Origin of the sequence: Borrelia puertoricensis, assembly GCF_023035875.1 — a bacterium.
In the GTDB taxonomy this organism is placed as follows: Bacteria; Spirochaetota; Spirochaetia; order Borreliales; family Borreliaceae; genus Borrelia; species Borrelia puertoricensis.
Genome location: NZ_CP075389.1, coordinates 15,613 through 32,981, shown reverse-complemented (window position 1 = coordinate 32,981; position 17,369 = coordinate 15,613). Strand labels below are relative to the sequence as shown.

The window sequence follows — 17,369 nt, the reverse complement described above, 5'->3', positions numbered from 1 at the left end:
ACTATTATTTCAAATATAAAAAACTAACATACACGTAATTTTTATACTTCAACTGTATATGAGTTAAAAAACTTGTTTACAAGAATAAAAGTAATAATCTGTACCACTATCAACCTTTTAAACTTTTAAATTCTTTCATAAATTCTTCAATCAGATCTTTCTTACTTGAAAAAAGCCTATCCATTAAAAAACTTGTAAACTTTGCATTTTGCTTATAAAAATCATAACTCTCTTGACTCTTAAGTTGAAATCTTAATGGTTTTATTGGATTTTCTTTTGATTTTTGAGATATCTTAATCTTTTTGAGAACACCTTTTATACCCTCTTTTTTAAGCTCTTCTAAATTCAAAGTTCCTTTTAATATTTCCTTATATATCTTTAAATATTTAAAAGCCTGGGTCCTTGCTATGACGAAGTCTTCTAAAAAACTATTAAAATTAATATACCCATCAATTTTATACAATTTATTTTCTTTAATTTCATATAAAATTTTCATTATCTTAATTCTATCTTCTATTTCATTCAACAGAATGGCTCTTAATTGATTTTTATAAGCCTCATATTTTATCTTATTATCCTTAGTACTTAAATTTTGCTCTCTATCATTTAAAATAATATTTTTATTTTGCATAAAACCTCCTTGCATACTATTTATATAAATAAGTACACCCGGTGTACTTATTTATATAAATAGTATGTTACTTAAAGCCTCTTTTATTTCTTTATAATAATTTTCACTTTCATTTGGAACAAGTAATTCGTTAATAAAAACTCTTATTCCATTCGAAAAATGGATTTTACCCTTAATAAGCTTTTCATAATGCTCATTTAAGAGGTTTTCTATATCTTTTAAGGTGTTCCTATTTTTGATAAATTTATTTTTTACTATTGATACTTCTATTTTTTTATTCTTAATAATCTCTGTTTTTTTTACTGAATTTAAAATCTGTGGAAATGTTTCAACTGACCACCTTTCAACTTCAATAGGAACGACAAGATTATCCGTGATATTTAAAGCATTAAACAATAAAGCCTTTGAATTTGGGGCTGTATCAATAATTACATAATCAAAATGATAATTTGGTAAATTACCATTTAAACAAAATTCCAATAATAATTCTTTATATTCAATTAACTCTTGTTCAAAATTTCTCAGTATAGGATGAGATGCGATAATATACATATTGTTATTTATCTCATTCAAATATTTACTAAAATTAGTATTAAAATCTTCTTTTAACAAAGCATAAATATTAAATTCTTCTATATTTTTTATATATTTAATGAAATAACTAGTTATACTATTTTGTGGATCTAAGTCTACTAAAAGTACTTTTTTACCCATTTTTTTTAAAACATAACTGAAAATAATAGTTAAAACACTTTTACCAACTCCTCCTTTAATTGATGCGATCGTAATTACTTTAGGTTTTTTTCTATCCATTTAGTTATAAGACCTCCTTCTGGTAATTTTTTATTGTAAAACTCATATACTTCTTTCTCTAAAGTCAAAAGTGTTGTTATTAAAGAACTGTAATATTTTGTGTAAATTTTATCTTTTTTAAGTAAACGAGATATCCCTTTGATGTAACAACGAACACTTCCTTTTTTAAATCTAAATTCTATATAATAAACTTTTGAGAATGTGTGCTTTTTGATAACTCCATTATCTTCATATCTTCTAACCACATTCTGTATCGGTTTACTATAGCCATAATAAATGCCTAAAAATTTATCATCTCCTTTTATAGAAAATAAATTAAATGATTTTACTTTTTCTTGATTTAATAATTCTCTCAATGTAACAAAAAATCTGTTCTTTTTTTTCTTATCTACTCCAAATGCATAGAAATCCATCACAATTTTTGTATGATAAATCTTTCTATTGCTAGTTTCTTCTATTTTAAGAAAAATGGATTTATTTTTATTTGATTTAATCTCTAACTTCTTCTTTTTAAGACGTTCTAACACACTCTTCATAATTAATCCTTAACTAGTAACTTTTTTAGATTCCCCTAATTGTAAATTATCTTTATTATTTTCCATTAACTCTAAAAGCTCATGATAGTAATGGTTACTAAATATTTTGCTATATCCTAATTTGTTCTGTTTGCTTAAATAATTCTTTAATATTGGTGCTAAAATCGATACGTCTACTTTGTGTCTTAATTGTTCAAGAAGTATGCTAAATACGTTATTCCTAATGTTTCCTTCATTTTCTTTTGCATTTTTATTAGCAAATTCAACTGTTTTTTTAAGTTTTACTATTATCTTTTTTAAATCACTGTATTTATCTTTTTCTATGATAAAGTGTGGTTTATTTTTATATTGTTCATATACGTTTTGTATTTGGGTTTCTAATTGTTTACTGTCATACCCTTCATTCTTTAAAGTGGCTTTTATCTCATCTAGTATCTTACTCAATTCTTTTTGTTTACTTTCAAGTTTACTGTTATTTGGTTTAATATCATTTATTCTTTTATACTCACTATTTTCAGCTATTTTAATAGCTTTTAATAATTGAATTTTAAAATCCTTGTTCGCTTCTAAATTCAAAATAGAAAGGAAAGCATTTGATTTAAAATTGCATTTCTTAGCGTACTTTTCTACTTGTAATTTTTCTATAGATTTTATTCTGTTTTTATCTTCTTTTTTATTATTATAAGTATTATTAGAACACTCCCATTTTTCTACACTGCTATTTTTAGTACAAGTCTTTTCAAGATATGCACTAACACGGTTTTTGTGTCTTTCTTCTTTTTTATCTCTAAAGTGTTTATTGATTATTCGGTAACATTCTTTTTTAGAGTATTTAAGTTTGTAATGAATTTCAGTACCCATGTTAACACCCAAATGTTTGTAATAATTAATTGTTACTTTAAATACTTTTTCTAATTTATAGAGATAGCTTTGTAGAGTTTTAAGTTTAATAGGTTTTTGGTCGTTTTTTTTCATATTGTTATTAAAGTAATAAAGTATGTTGCTTTGAGTGTATTGATTAAGATTTAAGTTCATATAATTTAGTGTAGATATTAAAACGATTAATTTGTGTTGGTGTTTGTTGGTAGGTTTTTTTGTTCTCCTCATCTAAATCTCCTGCTTTATGTGAATTGTTGTTATTCATGATAACGCAATTTTCACTATAAAGTAAACTGTCCTTTTAATAAAAATATTTTTTTATAAAATTTTACAAAAATATATAGCAAAAGTTTTGACAAAAACAATTTTTTGTTATATATTTTTGTTATAACATAAAAACAGGAGTTTAAATATGGTAAATGTAACAAAAATAAATGAACAAAGATCAAAGGAAGAGATGCAACAATTTGATTTGTACAGGCAAATGGTATTTAAGGGTTTTGAATCTTTTGCATATCAGAGTCAAAAAAATCTTAAAGGTAAACAAAAACAGTTAAGTAAAATAAATAAGGTAGGACGCAAGATACCTAATATTAACAAGAATGAGTGTTGCAGGTTTAATAGTAAGATTGACTTTAGTATTCAACGAAGAGCTTTACACAGGGTAGGAGCGAGTGAAGTTGGAAGCATGTTTATTGGTGCTGATGCTTTAGAAAAATTAATGCGAGAGCGAGTACTTAAAGCTATAGGAAGGGAAATACCATTTGAAGAAAATTTGAGTATGAGAAAGGGAAAGGCTTTAGAGAATTTAATAATTGACGAATTTGTAAAAACCTATGATAAGAATATTCATATATTACATAAAAATAAATATTCAAACGGTATTGATAAATATAATTACTTTAAAAAAGTTGGAAAGAGTGATTGTTTAGTTGGTGCTACAATTGATGCTTGGTTTGTTAACGGGGAAGGTGATGCTGAACTTTTAGAGACAAAATGCAGCGATTCATTTCAAATACAATGCGGTGCTTCTGAATATAATAGAATTGGTAATTTTCTAGATAATAAATATTTCTTTAAGTATTACGTACAAGTACAGATGCAACTCTTATGTACAGGATTAAAAAAAGGAAACTTATTCTTTTTATTTGGTGGAGATACTACAAACTGTGTTATTGAGAGAGACGATGCATTTATAGCAAAGATTATGTTTTATATGGTGGCTTTTAATGTTGAGATTAACAACGCTCTTAAGTATATGAGAAGCTATAATGATATTGAGAGTGCAAGTAATGAAGAGTTGGTTGAGAGAATAAAATCATTTTTAAATAAAAGTGAATTTTATAATACCTTGGCACAATTAGACTTTAGACAAGAATTTCTTAAGTTTGTTAAGTTGACAAATCTAGAAGTTGAGAATGAGCTTGGTTTAAAAAATGATATTTTTATTTTAAATAAAATGGTTGAGCATATAAGTAAAGTTGAATCTGAGAAAGCAAAAGAAGCTGAGGAGATTACCAAAGTAGTTAAATTAAAAGTAAAAGAAAAAATTCAAGATATGATGAGGACTTATTCAATTATTGATAATATCTATTATAATTTTGAAGGAATTTTATTTTCGTTAAACATGAGAAAAAGAGCCATTAAAGATAGGTTTAAGGTGTTTAGTGATAGTTATATACAAGTGAATGGGCTTTCTAATTTTAGTAGTAATTCAAATGAATGGTCTACACCTATTTTAAAAGCTGTTTAAGGGTAACTTTATGAAATTTATGTTTATGGTTGTAATTTTAGTAATTACTTACAAGATTTTAAGATTTTTATGTAAGTTTGGTGTGAGAAGTATAAAGGATCTCTTTCAAGCTTATTATGCAAGACGAGAATTTTTAGAAAATCTTGATAGACTTGATTGTGATTTAAGACGTATGGAACTTTTAAGTAGGATTTCTGATGAGGAGAGTCCTGGTGTTTGATATTAACTCGTTAAGTATGTCTGGTCGTTTAACAAGAAACTGTGAGGTTATTTATACTAGTAATAGTTTTCCTATATTAAAATTTACACTAGCTAATAATAGAGGTGTAAAGAAGAATAACTGTGTGACAAGACAGGCTCAATTTTTTGACTGTGTGATTTTTGGAGCTAGAGCTGAGAGTCTTGCTGCTTTACTTAAACGAGGGGTTCAAGTTGTACTAAGTGGAGCTCTATCTTATTCAAGTTGGAATGATAAGCGTACAGGTGAGGGTAAGAGTAAATACAGTATTTTGGTAAATGATATTTGCGTCTTAAACTCATCAATTAAAACACAAGATATTAATGAGAATAAGCTTGAAGATGAGTTTTATGAAGATATTCCTTTTTAATATCTATATTTAAGTTAAGGGAAGTAGGGGTGGTGGTTTAAAAAATAAAGATTATAAGTGAGATTATATATGAAAATAACGCAAAATAATCCAAATTTAGTCTCAGCAGTACGTCAGTGGGGATGTTACTTTTTATCTCTTCATTATTACGTATCAGTTTTTAAAAAGTTGCAGTTTAGTGTTCTTGATATAAATAGGAATTATCATAACTTTGTTAAGTCAGGGTGTATGAGAAGTAATTGTTATATTCTAAATCCATGCGCTGTGCTGAGACGGTTTGATATCAGTGCAAGTGTGAGGTGGGAGGGCCCTGCTTACAGATGTTTAGATGGAGAATTTGAGATAAGTGAAGTTAAAATTAAAAATACACCAGGATATCATTTTATAGCAACTAATTTGTCATCTGTACTTTATGATTCACTGACACTTAAAGAGCGGGGCGTTGAATATGAGATTACATCAAGGAGAATATTTAAGAAATATTGAAACTACTAAACATGAGAAGGAAGTTAAGTACCTTTGTAGTGCTGATATTATAAGTCTTTTTCCTAAGCATACTCAGTATATTGAAGGATTTTTTGGTACAGGAGCAGTATTTTTTGCAAAACCATTAGCCCATTATAATATACTCAATGATAATTCTAAATTTATATATAAGTTTTTCTATATCTTAAAGCAAGACCCTGAGTTGCTTTACAATCGTGTAAGAGATGCGATTATTTATGACAGCATAATTGATGAGAACAGAGACAAAATTGAGTACATGGTGCTTAGATGTTTATATTCACTTTATGGTTCATCTAGTTCAACTATGAAGTTGGATCGAAGTAATGCCAAGAGATTGTTTTTAGAAAACCTTCAAACATATAAGTCTAGATTTAAAGAGATGCTTGATAATGCAATATTTACATCACGAGATATATTTAAATTTTTAGCTGCACTACCTAATCGAGACAAGGTAAGCTCAACATTTGTATATCTTGACCCTCCATATTCAATTTCTCATGGGAATCTTGTTGATAATCGTGGATGGAATTTAGATTCTCTAGAGAGACTTATTCTAGAGCTTAAGAGATATAACTGGCAGTTTGCAGTAAGTGAATTTGATGATTTAAGAGTAGTTAAGCTTTTCTTAAAGCATAATCTTTTTGTAAACTATGTAGCACGCTTTAGTGGTATAGCTAGTATTTTCAATCAAACTAAACATAAGGGTACTAGCTACTTCATACAAAACTAATAGGTCAAGTATGGATTTAAAGAGTATTCGTTATGCTTGAACGGAAATGTTTAAAATGCAAGCGTAAAGAGAAAGGACTCTAGAAAAGTTTAGAGTTCCTTTTTCTTTACAAAATAAGATTTTGGTTAAAAGAATATATTTATTATAAACTATAATTTTATCAAAAACAAAGGATTAACAAATATTTTTTTTGTAAAATAAATACCTAAATGTTAAATTAGGTATTTACTGGTGCTTGGTAAAAATCTTGAAGTGGGGGGAGTAGTCCTTAAAAATATTAGCAAAACTTAAAAGTTATTTCAAGCTAGTTTTGATATCTTTGTAAGCCTGTATTTTACTTGCACTTGAGAGACCATAAACATTATCAATCTCAGAAGTAGATGAATATTTCATAAGTTCTTTAATTTCAAATGAATTATATCCTCTAGACTTTAGTGATGCTATAAATATATTACGAAGTATATGCAAAGATTTGCGATGTTTAAATCCTCCCTTAATGAGTAATTCCTTAAACCTAGTTGCGATCTCACTTATGTTAATTTTATTGTCACGAAATTTAAGTTTACTTTTTTGAAATAGATATGTACGTCTTGTGTCTTTTCCTTTAGATAAAAAATAGTTTTGATGGGCTTGCATTATAGATTTAAATTCAGATTTACTAATGACTACTTCTCTAATACAGATATTGCTACGCTTTTTAGCTACATTAACGCGAATAGAATAAAATACTTCACCATTACTACACGTCTCTTTATATATATCAGTAAGTTTTACATTTTGTATCTCAACACCTCTACAACCAGTAATTGAGAGTAAGTGTACAAACCATCCAGATATTGGGTCTTGTTCTTTAAATCTCTCTATAGCGCGTTTTACAAGTCTAATTGTCTTGTCATTTAGATAAAATCTTAAAGGTGGGGATAATTTTTTAGTATGTCTAGTTTTGCTTTTACTTTTAATTAAAGTTAATTCTTCACTTAAGCGTTGATTTTGCATTTCTAATTCTTTAATTTTTAAGTTAAGATTGCAGTTAATTAAATGTTTTCCTTTCATGTAATTTCAAAGTTAACTAAACATATTAAAAATAGATAAAATTAGTTATAAAAATATTAGCAAATACTTACACGTAGAGTCAATTTTTAAAGGTTTCCATTGCATGGAAAATATGGTGTGTAGAATGCTTGTAATTTAGAGAAAAGTTGTTTTAAGGAGAAGCAGCAATAAATATCTACCATACTTCTTGCTATCTTTAACAAATACTTATAATTTTACTCTACATTTACTTTATTTATCTACTCAGTAGCTTTCAATTTTGCAATGATGGGTTTTTTAGTATAAAATTTAAATTCTCTATTTCTGTTAACTTAAAGTTTACTTTTATAGTTACTCTTACCATTTTTATAACGAGTTTAATTTATTTTCTCTTACACATCTTTATCTAGAATTTTTGTTGTCTTGTTCTTTTAAATATTCTTTTTTAAATCCCCATTTCTTAACTTTCATCTTTAGTTATTAGAGTTTCATTTAACTTCCATTTTCACATTTGATAATCACTATACTTGGTAATTTATTCATTGTTTCCTCATTGATTTCATTTGTCTTAAAATATGATTTTAAATCATTATTAAAATCATTAATACTTTTTTGATTTCCATCACACTTTGAAAGTTCTTTATGTATATGATCTAGTACAGGTTTGATTGTTGAATCGCTTAATTTTAAAAAGGTAATATGTTCGGAAGTGTAGAGTCTTCGGTCATAGGGATCTTTGATTGGTTCCGGTAAGTTTTTTATTACTTTTCTTTGAATATCATTGAATCTTAATTCATGAAATTTAACGTGAGTCCAACCTAAATCTTGAACGATAGAGCTGTTTTCAAAAATTAGTTCTGATTTAAGATATTTAAACATTTTTTCATTTATATTATCTGTGACATTATTAGATATGCTAAGCATCTTGGATAAAAGATTTTCAAAAGCTATTTTTATTCGTTCTCCCTCAGACGTACTATCATCGATTTCATAAGAATATATATCTTGTCTTCCCTCACATGTATCTGACGATATACAATCAATAGTATTTCCTATAAGTTGTTTAATAGTTATGTTGTTTGCTTGTTCTGGTTTCTCTATTCTTAAAAATTCGTATATATATTGAAAATGCTCAGCCAGTTCTTTTTGTTTGTGTATATCTTTTAATAGCCAATTTTCAAATTTTTTATATTTTTCTTTTTTTTCTGTGCTCAATTGAGTATCATTTTTTATGATACTATTAAATGCATGAATTATAGTATCAAATTTAATTTGTTCATCAGTTTGTTTATTATCTCTTTGTTGTAAACCACTATGCTCCACAACAAAATTGTTTTGTGGGTTAGATATAGGATTGCGATCCCCACAACAGTATAAAAGCAATGTGCTACATAGCACTAAATAATTTATAAATTTAGTCATAAATATTCCCCTTTCTTAATATTTAGTTAACAGTATAACCTGGTTATTTTGTTCTGTATAGTTATTTATAAGTATTAATTGTTTTTGTAAAATTTGTTGTTTTGTTATAAATTTTATGTTAAATATATTTTTGTTAACCTATTAGTTAACTTATATTAAAAGGTATGAATAGGGTAAAGAAATCATTAGATGATTATGTTGTGTATTTTAGAGAAGGGAAGCTTAATAACACTGGTATAGCAAAAGAGATGGGAGTTAGTCGTGTTAATGTAGGAAAGATGAGACGCAAATGGGAAGAGATTAAGGATGACCCTGAGTATATTACTGGTGCTGCTAAGCTTACTATTTGTGAAGATACTTTAAATAATATCTTATTTCATGCATCACAAAGTACAGCCCAGGCGCGTGATCTTAAAAGTCAGTTTAGTATGGCTAAAAGTATGTTGGGACTAGAATTTATAAATTCATTTAGTCGTTATTTAGAGTTGGAACTTAAAACTTATAATTACAAAATAGAAGAACTCGAGTCTCAAATTAGCAATCTTTATAAGAAGACTTTAAGTAAAAAAGTTGCACATTCAGAAGAAGAGAGTCGTGAGCTTGAAGAGTTAAAACTTAAACTAGATGAGCTTAAAAGGGAGAGAGAACTTAAGAAGATGTCACTATGTTACAAGACAATGCTAAAGCTTAAAGCTACTGATACAGATGTGCGCTCTAAATTACAAATTTAAAGGATATGGTAATGGATATATATAAACTGCCTATATTTAAAGAAATGCAGCGAGAGTACAAGCGTGATTTTGGTATTGATATAATGGATTTTATTAAGCCTAAAGCATTGGATATTGATTTTAAAGGATTTGAAAGTAAATATTTAACTTCAAAACAACTTAAAGTAGTACGTAATATCGAGAAGAATAATCAAAGTAAAATTATTTTATCTGGTGGGATTGCAAGTGGTAAAACATTTCTAGCATGTTATCTATTCTTAAAAATACTGCTTACAAATAGGAATGTGTATAAAAGAAATACTAATAATTTTATAATAGGAAATTCACAAAAATCATTAGAGGTTAATGTTATGAGTGAGTTAGAAGATATTGCTAGTATGCTTAAAATACCCTTTAGGCCAAAATTTTCTAATACATCATATTTTGAAATAGACTCACTAAGAGTTAATTTGTATGGTGGTGATAGGGCAAGTGATTTTGAGCGGTTTAGAGGCTCTAATTCGGCACTTATTTACGTTAATGAAGCTACTACACTGCATAAAGAAACATTAATAGAATGTTTAAAAAGACTTAGAGTAGGAATGCAGGCAATTATATTTGATACCAATCCAGATAGTCCTGAACATTTCTTTAAGCTTGATTATATTGATAATACAAAAATTTACTCTACATATAACTTTACAACATATGATAATGAATTAATTTCTCGGGATTTTATTAAAACCCAAGAAGAGATTTACAGGAACATTCCAACATATAAGGCAAGGGTTCTACTTGGAGAATGGGTCCCGTCCTGTGACTTGATATTTACTAATGTTAATCTTACAAGTAACCATGAATTTATATCCCCAATAGCATATTTAGATCCTGCATATAGTATAGGAGGAGATAATACAGCCCTTTGTGTTTTGGAGCGAGTAGATCAAAGTTATTATGCATTTATTTTTCAAGAAAAGTTACCAGTAGGTGATCCTAAGATGTTAAATACAATTAAAACTATACTTACAAATCTTAATGTACACAAACTATATGTTGAAGATAGGGATAACGTTTCTGGGCATGGGAATGTGACTAAAATGTTTCTTAAACTTAGGGCGGGTATGAGTCATAATTTTAAAATTGCTCCAATTAAACCTATAAGTAATAAATTTACTAGAATTGCTACGTTAATAGAGCCATTTGCAACATCTAAACTTAGTATTATGGATTATTCAAGTAAATCAGCTATATCTGATATTTATAAGTACAAAGGGGATGGTAAGAGTGATGATGATTCATTAGATAGCCTATCAGCATCATATATGTTATTGACTCTAAGTATGCGTACCCTCAGAGCACATTTTACTAAAATAAGGTTCCTATAACAGTTAAAATATTATATAATAATTACATAAGGAGTGTTTTTATGGGACTTGCGCAACCAGTTATTACACAGCAAATGGTTATAGCTGAACTTACTAAAGCCGGTATTAAAAGAGATATTGCTATTGACCTGTCTTATAGGTATTATAAAAATGAACTGACTTATAAAGATATTGAATTCTTAAAAGAAAACTTTGACATAAAGTTAAAACACTTAGAAGATGGTATTAGTAGTGTTAAGGATGAGCTTAATACCAAAATAGACACTGTAGAGAATAACTTTAACCTTAAGCTTGAAAAAGTTGAAGCTCTCTTACAATCTGAGATTAAATCTGTCAAAACCGACCTAGATAACAAAATTGATTCTGTTGAGAATAATCTTAACACCAAGATTGAAAAGGTAGAGTCAAGCTTACAAGCTGAAATTAAATCTGTTAAAGCCGAACTTGATAATAAGATTGATACTAAATTCAATGTACTCGATAATAAACTTAAACTTCATGGTTGGATGTTTGGAACTCTTATTACCCTTAATATAGGAATATTCTTAGCATTAATGTCATTATTAGTAAAGTAAATTTATTTACCTATTCCTTTATTTAATTGACCTTCTGTAAATTATCTTTTTTTAGTCATTTTTTACAAAAATTATTTAAATTTTGTTAGAAATAATTAGTTTTTGTCAATTGTTGCGTTATATTTTCTCCATATGCTTAATTGATGGTGAAAGGTTAAAGAAGCCATGATTTTAAATAGCAATATAAACGCAAAAGACTTATATAAATATTCAATATTTTTTAGAAACTACATTTCAAATGTAGCAGAAGATACTCTTAAGAATGGAATCACCTTAAATAGTATTAATACTGTTATTAATATTAATGATGCTTTAGAAGCCTTAAAAATAGAGTTAAAGACAGCATTATTGCAGTGCCTAATTAGTTACCGTTTTAATGGTGTTGGATACATTTTAGTTAAAACTGCTGACGCTTTAGAAGATTTACACTTAAGCGTGAACCGAGAACTTCCTACTGGATTTATGTATCTTGACTATAACAGCGTTCGCGATGAGGGGCCTGACTTTACTTATATAACATACAATTTCAAAGTAAATACAGATGAGAAGGTATCTTATAGAGAAGTAAAGATTCATAAGAGTAGGGTAATCATACACTCTAATTATGATTATATACTTAAAGCCTACAGTCCATGTTATACGCAAAGTTTTTTGCTTAATATATATCTTTTTGAAGAAATATATAAAGAAATAGAGCGGCGAATAGGGCAACATAACTTTTTATTTTATAAGGATGAATCATTAGCAACATTACAAGATGCCTTAAGTGATGCTACAAACTCATTAGAGCTTTTAACTAAAGGTGTTAATTATAAGCCAAGCATATTTTCTAACCTGTTTAAAAGAAATGTAGATGAAGAGAAGAGTCATATAAGCGCACTTAAGAGTGTAAATAGAGATTTAGAGCGAGAGCTCTCTAAACTTATATCTAACATAAATAATAATGGTATTTTTTACAGTGGAACACCAGATGCGTCACTTGAAGTTATTAAGTATGACTTAACCTATTTAAAGGACGCATTAGCCTTAGTAAAGGCAAAGATTGGTGCTGACACAAAAGAGCCATTAACTAGAAGTTTTAATGAACAAACCAAGGGGCTTGGGAATGATGGTAAAGGTGATAGGTCTAATTATTATGACTTTTTAAAAAGTGTTCAAGAAGAGTTAGAGATTAGTTGTAATAGTAAACTTGTTAAACATTATCATTTAGACATGAGATTTAATTCACTTTATGTACTAACTGAAGAAGAAAAGTATGAGAGTGATATGCGACTTATAGAATTAGCCCTTAAATATAAGGAATTGGAGTTAAGTAAAACATTAAGCACAAGAGAACTTAATGTTTTAAAGCATAAATTATTTTTTTATGAAGGTTAATAAGGAGATTTTATGAATCAAAACATACAAGAAAATATAGATAGCACACAAAATGATGGCTTAGCTAAGAGTGTAGAGGATAACTTGGAGGGTAGCAATGGTATTACTTTAAGTTTAAAAGAATATAAGGAATATGAAGAATATAAAGCGTACAAAGCAGCAAAAGAATCTGAAGATAAGAATTTAAGTATTAATGAGATGATATCAAAAGAGCTTGCTGATTCACAAGTGCGCTTGGAAGAAGAAAATAGATTACTCAGTGAAGCTACTCGTATTAATGAGATTGATACTTTAGCACGTAAACATTTAAGTTCACATTTCAATAAAGAGACACTTCTTGCTAGGGGATACTCACTGAAAGATATAATACAAGCACAACGTAGGGAACTTGTTAGGAAATATGTACCGGTTGATGATATTCAAGCTATTGCTAATGTAAGGGAAGTACAACATTTAGATGGAAAAGTACTTGAACAACTTGTAAACCTTGCTAAATCAAATATAAGAAAAAGAACTCGCTCTACTACTAGTTCCAGTCCAAAAGGGGAGATTAAACTTGACTTAATAAATGAGGATATATCCATATTAAATTCTAACTTTAGTCCCCAAAACTTTGATGAATTTAGTATTTCTATTGCAAATGGTTATAAAGACATGAGACATGAGTTTTATAAGCTTAAAAGTCAAAAAGCTGCTTAAAGGAGATAAGTATATATGTCACAGACTATAACACAGATTAGAGAAGAATACTTAAAGAAAGTAGAAGAAATACAAGACCTAATGAAGAACCCAAATAGAGATGCTGGTCTATTTCATGTAGATATAGGTTTTAAAGATAAAGGAATACACTTTGCAAATCAAGGTGGGACTATATCCAGCAGTGTTGATAGGTTAGAAAATCATCCAATTAAGGGATATCCATACAAGAGAGGAGTAAAGTTATCTTTTGAGGATGGTTATGAACCTTGTGTTGAGGCTGGGGGTGGTTCTGACCTTTATGGAATATGCATTGATATTGATGAGTTTACTGGGACCGCAACAGTAATTCCTATTACAAATAATTTTACTGGATATTTAGTAGTAAAGAAGAGTAGTCAATCTTCAATTACACCAGGTGTCAAAGTTAAATTTGATGCTAATGGAGAGATTGAAAATGACAGCGGTTCAGGTTCTCGTGTTATTAATGGTACTGCCTTATCAAAGGCATTTAAAATTAATGAAAACCTGTACATAGCACTTGTAAGTATATTTGGGAATCGAGGGATTAATTAATGGTGAGTAGAGAAGATCATCAAGATCCAAACTTAATACCAAATGTTAAGCATGAATCGGTTGATTCTGATATTTATTCTCAAATGGATGATACTGAAGTTATCCAGGTTTTAAAACAACAACTAGAACAAGAACAAGAAGCATCCATGCAAGATGATTCTACAAAAGTTAGGCGAAGAGGTAAGAGACATGCAGCAGTACTAGAGACAGACCAAGGTAAGACGCTTAAAGAATATTTGTTAAAATTGCGAAAATACTCTAAAAGTTTTGATGATGAGTCACCTGTTTTTAAAGCCAAGACTGGATTTAGAGATAAAAATTTAACATTTGATGCTATATGTCAATCTGTATCAAGTAGCACAGATAAATTAGAAGAATACCCATCTTTAGGATTTCCATACAAACGTGCTGTTAAATTAAAAATTGAAACAAGTAAATCTGATGAAGTGCAAGTAGAAGTTTCTGATGGCAAGAATATGTATGGAATATGCATTGATATAGATGAGAATACTAATGTGGCAACGGTAATACCAATAACTGATAATTTTGAGGGTTACGTTGTATCTGGAAGCTCAAGTGGGATTGCAATAGGTGATAGATTAGATTTCAATTCAAATGGAGAAGTGATTAAAGCATCTAGTAGCTCGTCAGTTTCAATTAACGCAATTGCACTAAGTAACATATTTACATTACACCTTACTGATGAGAATGATAAGCGAGGGCAAGAAGATTATAAATTGTATTTAGTAAAGATATCTCTTTATGGTAATAAGGCAATTTCTTAAAATAGGAGGATTACAGTGTCAAGTGTAACTGAGTTAGTAAATAAATATGAAGAACAAGCTAAAAAACTAAAAAAGCTAATGAAGAATCCTAGCAATGATGGTTGTGTCTTTAGTAACACTACTGATTTTAGAGATAAGAATTTACATTTTAGTAATTCTGGCGGGACTCTAACTAGTAAGCATGACAAGTTAGAGAATTACTTCTTTAAAGGCTATCCATACAAAAGAGGAGTAAAACGTGTTGTAGATCCACACTATGAACCACATGTTGAAGCTGGAGGTGAGGATGACCTTTATGGAATATGCATAGATGTTGATGAATTTACTAGTACCGCAACAGTAATTCCTATTACAAATAGATTTCAAGGGTATCTTGTAGCTAAAGATAATTCTATTAAGGAAAAAGATAAGCTTAAATTTAACTCAAATGGACAAGTTGAAAAGAATACTTCAAGTAATAACAAAATTAATGCAGTAGCATTGTCAAATTCAATCGAAATTGATAGTACGGATAACCTTTACATAGTACATGTGGCTGTTTATGGTAATAAAGGTAAGCCAAGTTAATAAATTAAAGGAGTTTAAAAATGTCAGAATTATATGACCAAAACTATTATGCTAAAGAAATAGCAAATGTATTCCCGGAGATAAAAACACCAGTATTTTACAAATGGTTTTCAAATGAACAAATCGAAGATGTCAATTTAACGATAGGATACTTAAAAACAATAAAATGGGATGCGTTTCTTGATGCAAATCCTACAACATTAGTAAATGAAGTTAATACTATTGCAACGATAGGATTTAAATCAGAATCAATCAAGCTTAATTACCTTAGCTTACAGTACAGGTTTAGACATTTAAAGCAAACCGCTGAGAAGTTTTATAAAAATAATGATTATGCAGGTGATGTAAATAACAATTTACTCCCCTTTAGAGAAGCATATAAGCTTGCAAGCAATGAAATTATTAAACTTATTGACCATTTTATCTTAACAGGTGCTGTTTCAATCCAGAGAGATGGAAAGAATGAAAAACGCATGCTTCCTAATATGTACGGACTTCTTAATATGCCAAAACAAGTTAAAGAAGAAGTTCAAAGTAGCGATAAAGATAAAATGGATAAGATATTTGAAAAGATTGAGTCAGGACTTGCAAAATTAGAGCTAGGAGATGAATTCTCAACACCATTTATGGTATTAGTTGATCCACAAACCAGTTTGAAACTTATCAAACCATATGCAATAACAAATACGTCCTCATCATCTAACACCTATTCTTCTAATGATTCATGGGAAGACTTCCTTATTAAGACCATAAAGGCTGTTAATAATAGAAGAGAAGTATATATACAGACAAGTAACTTACTTCAAAATCAGATACTAATTTATCCATTAAATGCAGAGCTTATTAAATTTAAACCAAGTAAATACATGTTGCCAATTCCAAATGAACAAATCGAAGATGTCAATTTAACGATAGGATACTTAAAAACAATAAAATGGGATGCGTTTCTTGATGCAAATCCTACAACATTAGTAAATGAAGTTAATACTATTGCAACGATAGGATTTAAATCAGAATCAATCAAGCTTAATTACCTTAGCTTACAGTACAGGTTTAGACATTTAAAGCAAACCGCTGAGAAGTTTTATAAAAATAATGATTATGCAGGTGATGTAAATAACAATTTACTCCCCTTTAGAGAAGCATATAAGCTTGCAAGCAATGAAATTATTAAACTTATTGACCATTTTATCTTAACAGGTGCTGTTTCAATCCAGAGAGATGGAAAGAATGAAAAACGCATGCTTCCTAATATGTACGGACTTCTTAATATGCCAAAACAAGTTAAAGAAGAAGTTCAAAGTAGCGATAAAGATAAAATGGATAAGATATTTGAAAAGATTGAGTCAGGACTTGCAAAATTAGAGCTAGGAGATGAATTCTCAACACCATTTATGGTATTAGTTGATCCACAAACCAGTTTGAAACTTATCAAACCATATGCAATAACAAATACGTCCTCATCATCTAACACCTATTCTTCTAATGATTCATGGGAAGACTTCCTTATTAAGACCATAAAGGCTGTTAATAATAGAAGAGAAGTATATATACAGACAAGTAACTTACTTCAAAATCAGATACTAATTTATCCATTAAATGCAGAGCTTATTAAATTTAAACCAAGTAAATACATGTTGCCAATTCCAAATGAACAAATTGATAAGGATTCAACTACTATTGCACATTCATACCTTGATTTTGTGCTTGGTGGTCTCTTAGCAACAGCAAATACTATTTTAAGAGTTGATATTAAGGCATAAAGTTAATAATTATTAGGAGAGGAG

At 28.7% G+C, this 17,369-nt stretch carries 19 protein-coding genes and 1 pseudogene; 14 read left to right on the top strand and 6 right to left on the bottom strand.

Annotation, left to right across the window (positions count from 1 at the left end; all coding sequences use genetic code 11):
* Positions 1–109 precede the first annotated feature (109 nt).
* Genes bpuSUM_RS07075 through bpuSUM_RS07060 form a run of 4 tightly spaced genes read right to left on the bottom strand, consistent with a single transcriptional unit; the run spans position 110 to position 3,087 of the window.
* Positions 110–631: a chromosome replication/partitioning protein gene (locus tag bpuSUM_RS07075; protein ID WP_247067256.1), complete on the bottom strand. Its 522-nt coding sequence runs from the start codon at positions 629–631 to the stop codon at positions 110–112.
* Positions 632–682: 51 nt separating this feature from the next.
* Positions 683–1,444, bottom strand: a complete 762-nt coding sequence (locus bpuSUM_RS07070; RefSeq protein ID WP_247067242.1) for a ParA family protein — start codon at positions 1,442–1,444, stop codon at positions 683–685.
* Positions 1,420–1,980 carry a DUF226 domain-containing protein gene (locus tag bpuSUM_RS07065; RefSeq protein ID WP_247067240.1) on the bottom strand — a complete coding sequence of 187 codons (561 nt, stop codon included), beginning with the start codon at positions 1,978–1,980 and terminating at the stop codon, positions 1,420–1,422. The genes bpuSUM_RS07070 and bpuSUM_RS07065 overlap by 25 nt, the downstream gene beginning before the upstream one ends.
* A gap of 9 nt (positions 1,981–1,989) precedes the next feature.
* Entirely contained in the window at positions 1,990–3,087 is a 1,098-nt protein-coding gene (locus tag bpuSUM_RS07060; RefSeq protein ID WP_247067323.1) for a plasmid maintenance protein, read from the bottom strand.
* A 184-nt stretch (positions 3,088–3,271) separates the two neighbouring features.
* Here bpuSUM_RS07060 and bpuSUM_RS07055 point away from each other — a divergent pair, with 184 nt between their 5' ends.
* The 5 genes from bpuSUM_RS07055 (at position 3,272) to bpuSUM_RS07035 (ending at position 6,457) form a co-directional block, all read left to right on the top strand.
* Complete coding sequence (locus bpuSUM_RS07055; RefSeq protein ID WP_247067321.1) at positions 3,272–4,612, top strand: DUF244 domain-containing protein; 1,341 nt, start codon at positions 3,272–3,274, stop codon at positions 4,610–4,612.
* Between the two features lie 10 nt (positions 4,613–4,622).
* A complete protein-coding gene (locus bpuSUM_RS07050) occupies positions 4,623–4,832 on the top strand; it encodes a hypothetical protein (RefSeq protein WP_247067319.1) in 210 nt (69 codons plus the stop codon).
* Between the two features lie 16 nt (positions 4,833–4,848).
* The gene (locus bpuSUM_RS07045; RefSeq protein WP_247066503.1) at positions 4,849–5,220 is read left to right on the top strand and encodes a single-stranded DNA-binding protein; all 372 of its coding nucleotides are present in this window, start codon (positions 4,849–4,851) and stop codon (positions 5,218–5,220) included.
* A 69-nt stretch (positions 5,221–5,289) separates the two neighbouring features.
* Entirely contained in the window at positions 5,290–5,706 is a 417-nt protein-coding gene (locus bpuSUM_RS07040; protein WP_247067163.1) for a DUF261 family protein, read from the top strand.
* A complete protein-coding gene (locus bpuSUM_RS07035; RefSeq protein ID WP_247067317.1) occupies positions 5,669–6,457 on the top strand; it encodes a DNA adenine methylase in 789 nt (262 codons plus the stop codon). Before bpuSUM_RS07040 ends, bpuSUM_RS07035 begins: the two co-directional genes overlap by 38 nt.
* A gap of 294 nt (positions 6,458–6,751) precedes the next feature.
* Here bpuSUM_RS07035 and bpuSUM_RS07030 read toward each other — a convergent pair whose 3' ends face one another.
* Positions 6,752–7,510, bottom strand: coding sequence for a tyrosine-type recombinase/integrase (locus bpuSUM_RS07030; RefSeq protein WP_247066967.1), 759 nt, complete (start codon positions 7,508–7,510; stop codon positions 6,752–6,754).
* Positions 7,511–7,981: 471 nt separating this feature from the next.
* Entirely contained in the window at positions 7,982–8,911 is a 930-nt protein-coding gene (locus bpuSUM_RS07025; protein WP_247067335.1) for an Mlp family lipoprotein, read from the bottom strand.
* 164 nt (positions 8,912–9,075) lie between these two features.
* On the opposite strand from bpuSUM_RS07025, the gene bpuSUM_RS07020 reads away from it, so the two are divergent.
* The 9 genes and pseudogenes from bpuSUM_RS07020 to bpuSUM_RS10085 form a co-directional block, all read left to right on the top strand.
* Positions 9,076–9,642, top strand: a complete 567-nt coding sequence (locus bpuSUM_RS07020; RefSeq protein ID WP_247067313.1) for a DUF603 domain-containing protein — start codon at positions 9,076–9,078, stop codon at positions 9,640–9,642.
* Positions 9,643–9,653: 11 nt separating this feature from the next.
* The gene (locus bpuSUM_RS07015) at positions 9,654–11,006 is read left to right on the top strand and encodes a PBSX family phage terminase large subunit (protein WP_247067311.1); all 1,353 of its coding nucleotides are present in this window, start codon (positions 9,654–9,656) and stop codon (positions 11,004–11,006) included.
* A gap of 41 nt (positions 11,007–11,047) precedes the next feature.
* A complete protein-coding gene (bdr, locus tag bpuSUM_RS07010; RefSeq protein ID WP_247067309.1) occupies positions 11,048–11,581 on the top strand; it encodes a Bdr family repetitive protein in 534 nt (177 codons plus the stop codon).
* A gap of 165 nt (positions 11,582–11,746) precedes the next feature.
* Positions 11,747–12,958, top strand: a complete 1,212-nt coding sequence (locus bpuSUM_RS07005) for an anti-CBASS protein Acb1 family protein (RefSeq protein ID WP_247067308.1) — start codon at positions 11,747–11,749, stop codon at positions 12,956–12,958.
* A 12-nt stretch (positions 12,959–12,970) separates the two neighbouring features.
* Entirely contained in the window at positions 12,971–13,657 is a 687-nt protein-coding gene (locus bpuSUM_RS07000) for a DUF1357 family protein (protein WP_247066949.1), read from the top strand.
* A gap of 15 nt (positions 13,658–13,672) precedes the next feature.
* Positions 13,673–14,230, top strand: coding sequence for a DUF228 domain-containing protein (locus bpuSUM_RS06995; protein ID WP_247067306.1), 558 nt, complete (start codon positions 13,673–13,675; stop codon positions 14,228–14,230).
* Positions 14,230–15,015, top strand: coding sequence for a DUF228 domain-containing protein (locus bpuSUM_RS06990; protein WP_247067304.1), 786 nt, complete (start codon positions 14,230–14,232; stop codon positions 15,013–15,015). Before bpuSUM_RS06995 ends, bpuSUM_RS06990 begins: the two co-directional genes overlap by 1 nt.
* Before the next feature lie 15 nt (positions 15,016–15,030).
* Complete coding sequence (locus tag bpuSUM_RS06985; RefSeq protein WP_247066943.1) at positions 15,031–15,582, top strand: DUF228 domain-containing protein; 552 nt, start codon at positions 15,031–15,033, stop codon at positions 15,580–15,582.
* Positions 15,583–16,466: 884 nt separating this feature from the next.
* Positions 16,467–17,345 (top strand): annotated as a pseudogene (locus bpuSUM_RS10085) (hypothetical protein); the annotation flags it as partial.
* Between the last annotated feature and the right edge of the window lie 24 nt (positions 17,346–17,369).

Bases quoted from the DNA above. Each gene is read 5' to 3' on its own strand.
- bpuSUM_RS07075 (WP_247067256.1), bottom strand. From the start codon at position 631: ATGCAAAATAAAAATATTATTTTAAATGATAGAGAGCAAAATTTAAGT.
- bpuSUM_RS07070 (WP_247067242.1), bottom strand. From the start codon at position 1,444: ATGGATAGAAAAAAACCTAAAGTAATTACGATCGCATCAATTAAAGGA.
- bpuSUM_RS07065 (WP_247067240.1), bottom strand. From the start codon at position 1,980: ATGAAGAGTGTGTTAGAACGTCTTAAAAAGAAGAAGTTAGAGATTAAA.
- bpuSUM_RS07060 (WP_247067323.1), bottom strand. From the start codon at position 3,087: ATGAGGAGAACAAAAAAACCTACCAACAAACACCAACACAAATTAATC.
- bpuSUM_RS07055 (WP_247067321.1), top strand. From the start codon at position 3,272: ATGGTAAATGTAACAAAAATAAATGAACAAAGATCAAAGGAAGAGATG.
- bpuSUM_RS07050 (WP_247067319.1), top strand. From the start codon at position 4,623: ATGAAATTTATGTTTATGGTTGTAATTTTAGTAATTACTTACAAGATT.
- bpuSUM_RS07045 (WP_247066503.1), top strand. From the start codon at position 4,849: ATGTCTGGTCGTTTAACAAGAAACTGTGAGGTTATTTATACTAGTAAT.
- bpuSUM_RS07040 (WP_247067163.1), top strand. From the start codon at position 5,290: ATGAAAATAACGCAAAATAATCCAAATTTAGTCTCAGCAGTACGTCAG.
- bpuSUM_RS07035 (WP_247067317.1), top strand. From the start codon at position 5,669: ATGAGATTACATCAAGGAGAATATTTAAGAAATATTGAAACTACTAAA.
- bpuSUM_RS07030 (WP_247066967.1), bottom strand. From the start codon at position 7,510: ATGAAAGGAAAACATTTAATTAACTGCAATCTTAACTTAAAAATTAAA.
- bpuSUM_RS07025 (WP_247067335.1), bottom strand. From the start codon at position 8,911: ATGACTAAATTTATAAATTATTTAGTGCTATGTAGCACATTGCTTTTA.
- bpuSUM_RS07020 (WP_247067313.1), top strand. From the start codon at position 9,076: ATGAATAGGGTAAAGAAATCATTAGATGATTATGTTGTGTATTTTAGA.
- bpuSUM_RS07015 (WP_247067311.1), top strand. From the start codon at position 9,654: ATGGATATATATAAACTGCCTATATTTAAAGAAATGCAGCGAGAGTAC.
- bdr (WP_247067309.1), top strand. From the start codon at position 11,048: ATGGGACTTGCGCAACCAGTTATTACACAGCAAATGGTTATAGCTGAA.
- bpuSUM_RS07005 (WP_247067308.1), top strand. From the start codon at position 11,747: ATGATTTTAAATAGCAATATAAACGCAAAAGACTTATATAAATATTCA.
- bpuSUM_RS07000 (WP_247066949.1), top strand. From the start codon at position 12,971: ATGAATCAAAACATACAAGAAAATATAGATAGCACACAAAATGATGGC.
- bpuSUM_RS06995 (WP_247067306.1), top strand. From the start codon at position 13,673: ATGTCACAGACTATAACACAGATTAGAGAAGAATACTTAAAGAAAGTA.
- bpuSUM_RS06990 (WP_247067304.1), top strand. From the start codon at position 14,230: ATGGTGAGTAGAGAAGATCATCAAGATCCAAACTTAATACCAAATGTT.